This window comes from Candidatus Neomarinimicrobiota bacterium, from assembly GCA_021157965.1.
Lineage (GTDB): Bacteria > Fidelibacterota > Fidelibacteria > Fidelibacterales > Fidelibacteraceae > Fidelibacter.
On record JAGGVO010000042.1, the window covers coordinates 13,660 to 27,445 of the forward strand.

Annotated in this window: 9 protein-coding genes; 4 read left to right on the forward strand and 5 right to left on the reverse strand. The window is 47.6% G+C overall.

Annotation, left to right across the window (positions count from 1 at the left end):
* Positions 1–14: 14 nt before the first annotated feature.
* The 4 genes from J7K63_06715 to J7K63_06730 form a co-directional block, all read right to left on the reverse strand.
* Complete coding sequence (locus J7K63_06715; protein MCD6234709.1) at positions 15–842, reverse strand: nitroreductase family protein; 828 nt, start codon at positions 840–842, stop codon at positions 15–17.
* 92 nt (positions 843–934) lie between these two features.
* Entirely contained in the window at positions 935–1,726 is a 792-nt protein-coding gene (locus J7K63_06720; protein ID MCD6234710.1) for a C40 family peptidase, read from the reverse strand.
* 15 nt (positions 1,727–1,741) lie between these two features.
* Positions 1,742–2,608: a cation transporter gene (locus tag J7K63_06725; protein ID MCD6234711.1), complete on the reverse strand. Its 867-nt coding sequence runs from the start codon at positions 2,606–2,608 to the stop codon at positions 1,742–1,744.
* Positions 2,605–4,446 carry a bifunctional homocysteine S-methyltransferase/methylenetetrahydrofolate reductase gene (locus J7K63_06730; protein ID MCD6234712.1) on the reverse strand — a complete coding sequence of 614 codons (1,842 nt, stop codon included), beginning with the start codon at positions 4,444–4,446 and terminating at the stop codon, positions 2,605–2,607. The genes J7K63_06725 and J7K63_06730 overlap by 4 nt, the downstream gene beginning before the upstream one ends.
* A 122-nt stretch (positions 4,447–4,568) precedes the next feature.
* Here J7K63_06730 and J7K63_06735 point away from each other — a divergent pair, with 122 nt between their 5' ends.
* A complete protein-coding gene (locus J7K63_06735; GenBank protein MCD6234713.1) occupies positions 4,569–5,240 on the forward strand; it encodes an RluA family pseudouridine synthase in 672 nt (223 codons plus the stop codon).
* Here J7K63_06735 and J7K63_06740 read toward each other — a convergent pair.
* Entirely contained in the window at positions 5,233–6,690 is a 1,458-nt protein-coding gene (locus J7K63_06740) for an NADP-dependent malic enzyme (protein ID MCD6234714.1), read from the reverse strand. The genes J7K63_06735 and J7K63_06740 overlap by 8 nt on opposite strands.
* 390 nt (positions 6,691–7,080) lie before the next feature.
* On the opposite strand from J7K63_06740, the gene J7K63_06745 reads away from it, so the two are divergent.
* From J7K63_06745 to J7K63_06755, 3 genes are all read left to right on the forward strand, one after another.
* Positions 7,081–9,123: a lamin tail domain-containing protein gene (locus J7K63_06745; GenBank protein MCD6234715.1), complete on the forward strand. Its 2,043-nt coding sequence runs from the start codon at positions 7,081–7,083 to the stop codon at positions 9,121–9,123.
* A gap of 758 nt (positions 9,124–9,881) precedes the next feature.
* Positions 9,882–11,762: an oligoendopeptidase F gene (pepF, locus tag J7K63_06750; GenBank protein MCD6234716.1), complete on the forward strand. Its 1,881-nt coding sequence runs from the start codon at positions 9,882–9,884 to the stop codon at positions 11,760–11,762.
* 86 nt (positions 11,763–11,848) lie between these two features.
* Positions 11,849–13,753 carry a Na+:solute symporter gene (locus J7K63_06755; protein ID MCD6234717.1) on the forward strand — a complete coding sequence of 635 codons (1,905 nt, stop codon included), beginning with the start codon at positions 11,849–11,851 and terminating at the stop codon, positions 13,751–13,753.
* Positions 13,754–13,786: the final 33 nt, after the last annotated feature.

Consider the following 13,786-nt stretch of genomic DNA (forward strand, 5'->3'; position numbering starts at 1 on the left):
ATAACATTGCTTTATCACAAATTTTTCAGTGAAACCAGACGTCTTTCCCGGATTGGGGGTGATTCTGCAGGCCATCCCAGGGGTGTCACAGTACTGACATAGTGATGTTCCGGTACATTGAGGATTTTTTTCACCTCCGGACGGTCCATGTCGGCAATCCAGCAGGTACCCAAACCGTAATCCCAGGCAGCAAGGAGCAGATGATATGCGGCAATGTCCCCATCCTGCACCGCCCGTCGGCTGATCTCCGGATCGGCAACAATGGCCAGAGCCATGGGTGCCCTGGCAATGGGAGCAGCAGCAGCCCGGACATTTGCCAACGCCCGAAGCATTTCCTGTGTCCGGACAGCTACAAAATAGACAGGCTGGGAATTACGGGCTGAGGGTGCATACCGGGTGGAATCGAGAACACGGTGTAACAAATCATCGGGAATGGGTTCAGAAGTAAAAGACCGGATACTCCGGCGGGACATGAGCAAATCGGTTCCGCTTCGATAGGGGTTCAACCCGTGATTAAACCATTGAATTTCTACTGTCCTGCCCTCCGGATCCCGGGCAAAAAACCGGTAAATACGATAGGTGTCGTTAAAAACAGGCTTTTTTTCACTCCGGTCTAAAAGCCTGCCGTATAATTGATCCACTTCATCCCGGGTTTCTGTAAAAATAGTGATAATTCCCCGGGCATCTATAGTATCCCTCTGACAAAACCCAAGAAGCAGATTTCCCTTTTGAAGAATCACACAATCCGCCTGCTCCAGCCAGATTGCCATACCCAGTGTCCGTGTATAAAAAGCTATCACTTCCGCCAGTTTCATGGTTCTAAAAAAAATGATCCCATTCATGATAGCCTCCCTTCATCTGCTTCGATGAATGCATAATAATTTATTAATTCTTTAAAAATATTTATTCATGATAATTTAATAATAATCAGGGATTAGATATCCGTCTTTTCCGGCATCTTGTAAACCCCTTCCAGCATGTGATCCAGCTTTTCGGAATACAGGGGATGGTTCTTTCTGAAGGAATTTCGCTTAACCTCCCCGGAAGAGTGTATAAACTGTGACGGTCCGGTCATAATGGCCACATGGACAATCCGTCCCTGTTCATTCCGGAAAAATGCCAGATCCCCGGGTTCGGCTTCTTCAGGATCAATCGGATTATGGTTAACCCCTTTTATCTGTTGTGATGCATCCCGGGGCATGTAAATCCCTTCAATGCCAAAACAACACTGAACCAGCCCGCTGCAATCGGTTCCGTATTCCGTTTTCCCGCCCCACAGGTAGGCTGTCCCGATCATCTCTGCTGCCAGAGCCACAACCCGAGCCCGGACGGTGTGGACTGTTTCGAGCTTCTGTCCCCGCACACATCCCTGAATCCCGGACGGCAGGATCACACAATCCGGTGCATCTTCCGGTACCGGATAGCGCCCACCCATCACTGTTTCGCCAATAAACTCCCCGTTTTCGTTCATCAAACGGCCAAAGGGGAAATCCATGACTCGCTGGTGCAGCTTTTGATATCTTTGGTACGTTTTTTCTGACATTTCCAGAATGGAAAAATTTTGCATCCACCCTTCATAAGAATCCGACAGGCGGACCTTCAGCCAATCCTCTTTTCGGTCCAACAGCTCAACTTTTTCCCAGGCCACACCTTGTGTTACCATCTGAGAGGAAAAGGACGGGCCGTCATAGACATTTGCAAATGTGGTACGGACAATGCGTATCATACATATCCTCAATGATTACTCGTTATCGGATTTCTTGTCGCCTTTAAACACGAGTTCCAAAATTGCCTGGTGAATACCAAATTTTTCATTCAGGTAGGCGCGGATGGCATCTCCCCTGTCAGGATCATAGGATGTGTTCAGCGTCACTTTCCCAGTAAATTGCAAACCCTCGTCTTCCCGGGAGAGCCGGGCCTGGGAAACAGTGCTTACATCCACCTGCTTTTCCAGTTCCTGCACTATTTTATTAAGCTTTATCCCTGTAGGAACCCCCCGCTGCAAAAGTTCGGCTACCGATTTGAAAACATTCCAGATCGCCGCGACGAAGAGGAGAGTCATGATTATGGCGATAATGGGGTCCCAGCTTTTCCACGGGCTTTTCAACAGGAGGAATCCACCGACAGTCATGGTTATCACAGAAAAAAGGCGAAGATAAAAGCCGCCCCGGTTTAGAATTTTATTCATCAGCCAGGCACTTAAAATATTGATCAAAAGAAAGGCTGCCGTCAGAATAAACACGGTATCGGGATTCACAGTCACGGGATTTCTGAATCGCCCGGGTATATCCAGGGCAACCCGGACACCATATCCTACAAGAATCAGACTGCTGATAAAGGTCACAAGCAATTCCCGGCGGATAAAACGGGCTGTCCGGTTTGTCATGGGCAGATCCTGCCAGGCAAAGCGGTATCCCATAAAAGCTGCAGAAGCCGCGGCAAGATCAGCCAGAATCAATCCGGCGGCAACCCGGACAATCAGGCTTTGCATCCGCCAACTGGCGAAGAGAAAGGATGCGGCAAAAATCAAGAGTAATCCCGTAAGCCAGATGAGTTGCTGATGAAGTACCTGCACCAGCACATGGGGCGAAGATTTTAAATCTCTCATGATAAAACCTCCTTTAACACTTCCAGAGGATATTTCACATTGCCAAAAGGCATGGAAATCTGGGCACCCTGAAGGTGGGGCTTTAGAATCCTCAGAGTTTCCCGGGCTATGGCCAGGCCTGTCTCCCGGGCCTCTTCCTTGCTGCGGGTCCGTTTCAGCCGTTCCATAACCCAATCGGGGACATTAGCGCCGGGGACTTCATTATTCATAAACTCGGCATTCCTCACACTGACCAGAGGCCATATACCGGCGATAACAGGGAGTTTGATATGTTTAATTTTATCCATAAATGTGAGAAAAATTTCCGGATCAAAAACAGGTTGGGTCATAATATATTCTGCACCGGCATCCCGTTTTTCCTCAAGGCGGCGGATTTCTTCCTCCGGATTGATCGCCCCCGGATTGGCCCCCACACCAATAAAAAAGCCTGTTGCTTTCTTCAGGACATTCCCGCCTAAATCCCGGCCATGATTCAGAATGGAAGCCACCCGGGTGAGTCCGATGGAATCCACATCGAAGACAGCGGAAGCATCAGGGAACGTCCCCATTTTCGGCGGATCGCCCGTAATGATGAGAATATTCCTGATTCCGGCGGCATAAGCCCCGAGGAAATCCCCAACCATCCCTAATAAATTCCGGTCCCGGCAGGTAAAATGCTGGATTGCCTCGCCGCCTGTTTCCTGTTGAATAATCAGGGAAAGATAGCTGGAAGCCATGCGGGATAAAGCCCGGGGACCGTCAGGAATGTTGATGGCATCAACACCGGCTTCAAAGAGAATCCGGGATTGTTCGACGGCCTTTTGAGGATTTGGTCCCTGAGGAGGGACAATTTCCACTGTCGTGACAAATTCACCCCGGCTCATTTTTTCAGCCAGACGGGATTTTTTTGCCGTAGGTATCAGATCCACATTTTCATCATGTTGAGGCGGGAGCGATGTTATTTCGATGCGCTTCCGGGGCTGAATGGACTTTAGGGCATTTCGCATGCTCCGAATAAAATCCGGAGTGGTTCCGCAACATCCCCCCACAATCCGTACTCCAACCTGGACAAATCGACGGGTATATTCGCTAAAATACTCGGGAGACGAAAAATAGATATTTCGGCCGTCCACACGCTGGGGAACCCCGGCATTGGGCATGGCGCTTACAGGGATCGGTGAAATCCGGAAGATCCGTTCAGCCACATCCAGCATCTTGCTGGGGCCCAGGCTGCAATTTGTTCCCACCACATCGGCACCGGCCCGGACAATTTCCGAGGCGAAAATTTCCGGTGTGCTCCCCAGGGATGTCCGTCCCTCCTTATCCACGGTCATCTGACCGATCAGTGGCACCTGGGGGAAAGACCTTTTAATTTCCCGGATAATTTCAAGAATCATTCCCAGGTCAGAAAAAGTTTCCAGAATCAGAATATCCGCGCCGCCCTGCAAAAGGGCTTCCGCCTGCTCATGATAAGCTTCACGGATTTCACGGGATGTCAGTTTGCCCAGGGGCTCCATCCGGTCAGGCGGCGGTCCCATGGAACCCGCGACAAAAAGTTGTCCGCCAGCGACCTGCCGGGCCAGTTCAGCACCTTTGCGGTTGATTTCAGCCGTTCGTTCTTCATAGCCGTATTTTTTCAGAAGAAAACGGTTCGCTCCAAAGGTATTGGTCGTTAATACATCTGCTCCGGCATCGGCATAATCCCGGTGAATCCCCAGGATCAAATCCGGCTTCTGTATGTTTAAAGCATCATAACATTGATTAACATACACACCCCGTTCATAGATCATCGTGCCCATAGCCCCATCAAATAAAACTACGTGATCCCTGATACAGGCTAAAAAATCCCGGGAGTTCAGACCTGTTGTGTATCCTTTTTTCATGGATTTAATTTACACTTTTCATCTCCCGGAAAACAGGCGGGATTTTAACGGCAATGTTTAAACTTTCCATTATGCTCTGACTTGCGTAGACTTTCCGTATGTCCGTTCACCAGGAAATAAAGCCGGAACAAATACTATATGAGGATAACCACCTTCTTGTTGTGAATAAGGCACCGGGGGTCCTTTCCCAGGGGGATATCAGCGGGGATCCCAACCTGCTGGATATGGCCAAAGTTTACATTAAAAAGAAATATAATAAGCCTGGAAATGTTTTTTTGGGATTAGTCCACAGGTTGGATCGCCCCACATCGGGTGTGATAGTTTTCGCCAGGACATCCAAGGCCGCCTCAAGGCTCAGCCGTTATTTCCGGAAACACCGAATTGATAAAACATATCTGGCATTGATAGAGGGTATTCCACCGGAAAAAGGGACATATACAGACTATATCCGTCGGGATAAAATCGCCGGATTTGTCACGGACAACCCGATGGATCAGTCTGCCGAACTCCGTTTTCACCGCCTGAAAACCCTTGGGGATATTTCACTGATTGAAATAGACCTGCTTACCGGAAGGCACCATCAAATCCGTATTCAGTTTTCACACCGGGGACATCCCGTCCTGGGGGATCGCCGATATGGAAGTCGCCGTGACTGGCCGGGAGAAGGCATTGCACTCCATGCATGGAAATTGACCATCCTTCATCCCGTGACGCGGGAAAAAATGCTCTTTACGGCATCACCACCTGAAATGTGGACTCCCTTTATTTAACTTCTTTTACCGCCCATTCAAAAGCAGATTGAAGCATGGACCGTGGAGGTGTTTTAATATAACCTTCATCCAGCATCAATTTTACCAGTTCCCTGGATTCCCGGATTCCCTTTTCCACCCGGGCATAGGCCTCCTTATGGGAAATATCCTCCCGCGCAAGTCCCTCTTTCACCGCCTGACAGGCGACATCGGCCGCTTCAAAAGGAAAAACACCTGCTTCATCCATGGTAGGAATGATATTGTCAGGATGGATGCCACGTCTTTCGGCAAAATCTGCCAGGGACCGAGCCGCCACAATGGCCATTTCATCACTGATTTTCCTGGCCCGGGCCATTAATGCTCCCTTGAGGATACCAGGAAATCCCAGGGAATTATTCACCTGATTGGGGAAATCACCTCGTCCGGTAGCCACGATATAGGCCCCGGCTTCTTTGGCTTTATACGGATAGATTTCCGGCACCGGATTTGCACAGGCAAAGACAATGGGTTTGTGCGCCATGCTCTGAATCCACCGGGGCTTAATGGTGTTCGGATCGGATTTGGACAGGGCAATCAGGACATCCGCTCCTTTCATGGCTTCATCCATTGTCTGAATTTTTTGAGGATTGGTGGATTCACAAAGCTCCCACTTCCGGTAGTACCGGATATCCGCCTTGATGTCTTCCCGGTCACGGTTCAGAGATCCGGTGGAATCAAAAACAATCATCTTTTCAGGATCGCCGCCGGCTTTTTGAATAATGCGGGCAATGGTGGTATTGGATGCCCCGGCGCCAAAGAGCACAATACGGACATCCCCGATGGGTTTATCCACCAGTTTCAGGGCATTGAAAAGCCCTGCCAGTGTCACAGAAGCCGTTCCCTGGGCATCATCATGCCACACCGGAATATCACATTCCTCCCGAAGTGTATCCAAAACCTTATAACAATTGGGCTGGGAAATATCTTCCAGGTTGACGGCACCGAAACCGGGTTGTAGCATCTTCACAAAATCGATGATTTTATCAGGATCGTGTTCGCCCTTTTCATTCCGGCTGTCAATACACAGGGCATTGGCATCTACACCACCCAGATATTTCATGAGAAATGCCTTCCCCTCCATCACACCCAATCCTCCGGGAGGCGTACAGTTGCCATCTCCTAACACCCGGGTGGAATCACTGACCACGGCCACCAGATTCCCCCGGTTGGATAAATCATAGGATGTCAGATTGTTATCCCGGATAGTGGTCGACACTTTGGAAACACCGGGGGTATACCACACATTGAACCAGTTGAATCCAAATACGGCTGCCTTGGGGACAGTCTGCATTTTTCCGTTATAGAAAGCATGAGCATCAATAGAGAGCCGTTTAAGAAACAACGTTTTCGCCCTGGCAATCTGTTCGCTGCTTAAACCCTCGGATTCCAGCATTTCATTCAAATTATCCAGCGTATAGTGAATCTCTTTCATCTTTTCTCTCCGCACTTTCAGTTAAATCCGCCCCGCCTGCACCAGACGGGAAAAATGTTCAAAACTCCGCTCCCGGTTTTCCCGGCATCATCCTGGAAACAACACCCGGGTAACTCACGCATTTTTAAATAACAGGCTATGCATTCACAGCTCATTCCCTTGTGAGGATACGGTGAATAGATGCAATTGCTCTGCCTTAGATTATTCTCCTGCCTGCACTCCATGCTGCTCTCTCGTGACTTATGGTTAACAGAAGAATCTATCAATCCGCAGGGGAATCTGCAAACATTATTAGAACTCTTGAATATTATAATTTTAATATTATCTTGATTTATGTTTTATAATTCCTCATATTAGACTTGCCCCCGGAAAGCAGAAGAGGAGTTAATCATGAGACATGTTAATGGTCGCTTATTTTCAGTTTTTCTTATTGTCACCCTTCAGGCACTGGCAGTTGTGAAAGGCCTTTGGGGTGAAATAGTCATCGCCTGGGACTTTGCCGGGTATACAGGTGAAGAAGCAACAGGAGAAGCGATAGTAACCCATCCCTTTTTGGCAAAGACCGATTCATCCTATCTTATCCGCCGGGGAACCGGTATTCAGCATGCACCAAACAATGACCGGTTTAATGCCAACAACTGGACTGAACCGAATCTGACATCAGCGATGGATCAGGGGGATTTTTTTGAATGGGAGATTTTTCCAATCCCGGGAAGTGTCCTGCAACTCACGTCACTCACTCTGCAGATTGAGCGGTCCTCCACCGGTCCCTCCTGTTTTACGCTGCGCAGTAGTCTGGACGGATTCACAGAGGATCTCGGAAACTGGGAAATCACAACATCTTCCCAAAATATCACGGTGGACCTAAGCTCTATGCCGGAAACGGACTCCCGGCTTGTTTTTCGACTGTACGGATACGGGAACTCCTATACTGCCGGTTCCGCCGGATTTGAAGGACCGGGAAAAGATGTGATTGTGGAAGGATTGCTGAGCAGCAAAGTCCCCCTTCCGGAACATTTATCCATTCCTTCAGCCACGGATTCAACCATGACCATAAGCTGGAATCCTCCGGCAGGCGAGTTGGGAACGGACTGGAGTGGCTTTTACCTCTTTGTCCGGCCGGACAGTTCTAATACACTGAATCCAATGCAACTGGAAAGGCAATCCATCCTTCCGAATCCTGTCCTTTCTCTCGCCAGTGTTCATGAGGGCAGTTACTGTGCAGGCCACATCCAGGATACCACGACCCGTTCCCTCATTCTTTCAGGCATTACTGAGGACCGTTTCTATTATGTAACGTCTTATGCATACCTTTTGGAAGACTCCGACACATCATGGTCCGTACAGGCACCGGAACGATCTCTCCGTTATTACGCTATTGTGATCAATGAAATCTTCGCCGATCCGGCAACGGACATCAGCGGGGATGCCAATGGGGATGGAATACGCAGTGCTTCGGAGGATGAATTTATTGAACTGGTTAACACCTCGGCATCAGATGCGGACCTGAGCAGCTGGATGCTGTGTGACGGGGATGATGTAAGGCATATATTCCCTCATGGAACTATCATACCGTCCGGAGGTGTTTTCGTTGTCTTCGGCGGAGGATCTCCGGATATTCCCGATTCAGAGATACAAATTTATCTGGCCACATCCGGAGGACTTTCCCTTAACAATACTGGCGAATCGGTCTTCTTGAGAACGCATGATTCTACCTTAATCGATCATCATAGCTGGGGTTCTGAAGGCAACCAGGACCAATCGCTGGTGCGGAATCCGGCACTCACCGGCCCCTTTATCCTGCACACATCTCTCTCCGGCACCGAAGCGTATTCACCCGGCATCATCACTAACTATGAAAACTCGCTTCCGGTTTCTTTGAGTACTTTTTCAGGAACCGCAACAGGTTATACCGTCCATCTCACCTGGACCACCGAATCGGAGACAGAAAACGCAGGTTTTTCGGTGACCCGTCGGTATGAAGAGGAAGAACCTGTAATTTTGGCAAATTTCACCAGTAATCCTGAACTGAAAGGACACGGATCAACAACAGAACGACATGTTTATCATTTTACTGATTATCCCGTGCGTGCCGGCATCTATACCTATTGGCTTACGGATCACAGTTACTCTGGTGAAGAAACAACCTACTTGCATAAACGGATCCGCATTCCTTACGGACTCACACCACAGCCTTATCCCAACCCTTTTAATACTGTTTTTCATGTCCCGCTTTACCTGCCGAACCGCCAATCCGTATCCCTGACCGTTTACGCACTCACAGGCCAAACAATCCTTGAAAAAAAACAACTGCTGAATGCCGGGAATCATGATATTACCATCAATATGGAAACCTTTCATTCAGGCATCTACTTTTTACGTATTAAAACCAAAGGCCATTGTTCAGTTCATAAAATGATATATTTGCAGTAACTGTATCAGTGGCCGGGGTAAAGGCTGGAATAGAGAAAAACAAATAAAGTTATCAGGCTAACCAAGAGCAGAAAACGAATCAGGCTCTGTGCAAGAGTGACTTTGTTTATGAATGTTTTCATACTTACCTCCCTGCCTGTTTTAATGTATGAAGAACTCACAACTTTCTCTGTGCGTCGTATCACTTTATACAGCATCATGTAGTCTTTGTTTTTTAACATACTATATATTGACTGTTTTAAACAAGATAAAAAATGAAGAATTTCACCCACCCGATTTCTTATTCCGAAACTGAGGAATCTGCCAAAGAAATAGTGTGGGATAAAAAATATCCACATCAACAACATTTTATCCTTGATAATTTTAAATTATCAAATTATTTTATTGTTTAAATAAAGCTGTGATTATAGATGCCTTATAAAAGTAAAAAATACATCTGTTTTATTTAGTTGGGAGATTTCTATGCCTGATGAAACACACGACATACAAGAAAATGAGTACAACAGTTTCCGCCCATTAATCAAATCTCTGGTCAGGGCTTTGCTTTTTTCTGTGGGAATGGTTTTTATTATTTATCTGTTTTTAACCTTAAAATAAACTTAAACAGATCCGGTTTTCTCATCAGACGATATGTTTATATAGTCCACCCGGTACTAAGCCGTTGAATTTTTATTGATTTATTACAACTACTCCTTTCTTAAATAAAAAAAAATCAGCAAATTATCTCCCTCTTGGAATAAGAAAATGAAAGGATCATCATGAAAAGAAAATATGAAATTTTAATGCTCTTGCTCATTGCTGTTTTGCTGATATTCTCTTGCGGACAAAAAGGCGAAGAGTCTTCGGGTGCTGTTCCGGAGCGGAGTGATATTGCTGAAGAATACACATGGAACCTGGAAGATTTGTACCCCGGGCTGGAAGCCTGGGAAGCCGAATTTCAGTCCGTGGAAAAATCCATCCCCGAATTAAAAGTCTATCAGGGTAAGCTGGGCAATTCCGGTCGTACCGTCCTGGAATGTCTGAAAAAACGGGATAAACTGGCAAGCCGTATTGACAAACTCTATGTCTATGCCAACCTTTCCATGGATTCGGACACACGGAACCCTGAATTTCAAAGCCGTGTAAACCGGATAGCCTCTCTCGAAGTCCGTTTTCACGAGGTTGTTTCATACATTGTCCCCGAACTCCAGACAATTCCCGGAGAAACGCTGGACCGTTTCATAGAAAATACGCCCGGACTTGATATGTACGCCCACTATTTCGATGACCTGAACCGAAGCCGTCCCCATGTGCTGAGCCCCGACCAGGAACGGCTTCTAGCCATGACCGGCAATATGGCCCGTACTCCGGGACGGATCCACGAGATGCTGACAGTGACGGATATCCGTTTCCCAAAAGTTAAAAATGAAGATGGTAAATGGGTTGAGCTTTCCCCGGGCCGTTACTATCAATTGTTGTACTCAAAAGATCCGGATGTGCGAAGAGGAGCTTTCGAAGGAATGTACGGGACGTATGAAAAATTTCAGAATGTCAACGCCGCTGCATTCGACGGTATGCTCAAGGCGAATATCTTTTATGCCCGGGCCCGGAATTTTGAGAGCACGCTCCATGCTTCCCTTTTCAGCGATAATATTCCAACTGATGTCTATGACAATCTGATTCAAAGTGTCCACAACAACCTGGAGCCCCTTCGGAAATATATGGAACTCCGGAAGAGGATTTTAGGTGTGGATGATCTGCATCTTTATGACACAAGCGTTCCCATTGTACCCGAAGCCGGAGAGAAAGTCCCCTATGATGAAGCCCGCAAAAAGGTCCTGGAAGCCCTTCATCCTCTTGGAGAAGATTATCTGAAACTGGCCAAAGAAGGACTCTACGGCCGGTGGATTGATGTCTGTGAAACCCGGGGAAAAACCAATGGGGCCTACTCCTGGGGAACATACGACGCACCCCATCCTTATATTCTGATGAATTACAATGACACCCGCGATAATATGTTCACTCTGGCTCATGAACTGGGACATACCATACACAGCATGTTGACAAATAAAAACCAACCTTATATCTATTCAGATTACAGCCTGTTTGTAGCGGAAGTGGCTTCAACCATGAACGAAACCCTGCTTATGAACCATTTGTTAAAAACCACGGAAGATCCCAATATCCGCCTTGCTCTCATGGACCAATGGGCGGATAATATTGTTGGGACTCTCTATACCCAGGTCCTTTTTGCTGAATTTGAAAAAACCATTCATGAAAAAGCAGAAGCCGGAATTCCCATCACAGCTGAAACCCTCAATGAGACATACATGACAATCCTGAAATCCTATTATGGAGATACCCTGGTTCTGGATGACCTGTATAAGCTGACCTGGGGCCGCATCGGCCATTTTTACCGGAGTTTTTACGTCTATGTCTATGCAACCAGCATCAGTGCCTCCACCTATCTCAGTGGTAAAATTCTCGATGGCAACCCGGAAGCGGTTTCCGATTACCTGAATATGCTTAAAGCAGGAGGCTCAGACTATCCCATAAATCTGCTGAAAAATGCCGGTGTTGATATGTCCAAACCGGACGCAGTGAATTATACGCTTCAAAAATTTGGCGAGATTGTGGATGAGATGAGCCGGACTTTGTAAGTTTTGACTAACCTTTGCTTTGCATAGTCATTCACCGTTAAATTCTGCAGGAAATTTGTAAGCAATCTATCATAGGAGAGGTTGACATGAATCTGAATGGTTTGGATATTGCGGTAATCGTTGCTTTTTTTGCCGTGATTTTCGGCATTGCAATTTATTATTCCCGTAAAGCAGGAGAAAATACAGGAGAATTTTTTCTATCCGGCCGGAATTTGCCCTGGTATTTAGCAGGGACAGCCATGGTGGCCACGACCTTTGCAGCAGATACACCTCTGGCCGTGACAGAGCTGGTGGCCCGGAACGGCATCGCCGGAAACTGGCTTTGGTGGAATATGGCAATCGGCGGGATGCTGACAGTTTTTTTCTATGCCCGTCTCTGGCGCCGGGCCGGCATTATGACGGATGTGGAATTTGTAGAAATGCGCTACAGCGGAAAAGCAGCGGCTTTTCTCCGGGGATTCAGAGCACTGTACCTGGGACTCTTCATGAATATCATTGTCCTGGGATGGGTGCACCTGGCTATGGAAAAAATCTTCCTGGTAACTCTGCCCGGTGTGAATGCCTTTTTACTGGTCACTATTGCAGCCATGATCATTGCCGTATATGCATCGGCCTCCGGTCTTTTAGGAACTGCCCGGACTGACAGTTTTCAGTTCGTGTTTGCCATGGTAGGGTGTATTGTTCTGGCGGTGCTTGTTGTACGCCTGCCACTTGTAGGCGGTGTTGCAGGACTGAAAGAGAAACTGGCTCCACAGGTTATGAGCTTTGTACCAATAATTGGAACATCCACTGTACTTGAAGGGGTTACGGGTGGCGTGCTGGCTTTGAGTGTAGGGGCTTTTATCGCTCACATTGGTCTCCAATGGTGGTCCAGCTGGTATCCGGGGGCAGATCCCGGCGGGGGTGGATATGTGGCACAGCGGATGATGAGTGCCAAGGACGAAAAACACAGCCTCTTTGCCACTCTCTGGTTTACCATCGCCCACTATACCATCCGTCCCTGGCCCTGGATTATTGTCGCCCTCAGTGCCCTTGTGATTCTTCCCCGGGCCGAGAGTCCCGAAATACTGATGAAGGAAAATCCGGCCTACTATACGGTGGCTCAGGAAACCTTCAAAAATAATGGACAGATTCCGGATAAAAACCTGGCAGATGATGCCGAATTTCTTACTTACTACGAAAAATATGAAAACACGGTGGATCCGGGACGCATGTATCCCAAACTAATGATGAGATATCTGCCCAGCGGTCTTTTGGGACTTCTCATTGCTGTTTTCCTGGCAGCCTATATGTCCACAATCGCCTCCCAGCTCAACTGGGGAACCTCTTACCTGATCAATGACTTTTACCGCCGTTTTATCAAGCCCGACGCCGGAGAAAAGCACTACGTTCTGATCTCCCGGATCGGGCTGATTCTCATGACGGTCCTGTCCCTGATTATCACAAAATATTTTTTAACGACCATATCCGGTGCCTGGGAGTTTATCATCAATGCATCGGCCGGTATCGGACTGGTATTATTGCTCCGGTGGTTCTGGTGGCGTATCAATGCCTGGAGTGAGATTTCCGCACTCATCGCACCTTTGATTATTTATCCCATTGCCCGCTACGGTTTCGGCATGCAATCCCCCATTACACTCTATCCTACCGTCTTCGGGACAACTCTCATCTGGCTCATCGTAACCTGGCTGACCCGTCCCGTAAAAGAGGAAAAGCTTCTGGATTTTTACCGGAAAGTCCATCCCGGCGGAATCGGATGGAAAGCCATTGCGGAAAAACTCCCCGATGTACAGGGTGATAAAGGCTTCGGAAGAATGTTTCTGGACTGGATATGCGGGGTAATCATGGTGTACTCCGCCCTGTTCGGACTGGGAAAACTTATTTTTGGTGAATGGCTGATGGCTCTTATTTATTTTGTCATCGTCGCCGTCATGGTCGCTATAATCTATGCAGATCTTAAAGCACGGGGCTTTGAGCAAATTGCTGAATAATACCTGACTAAAAACATAACACATAAAAAAAGA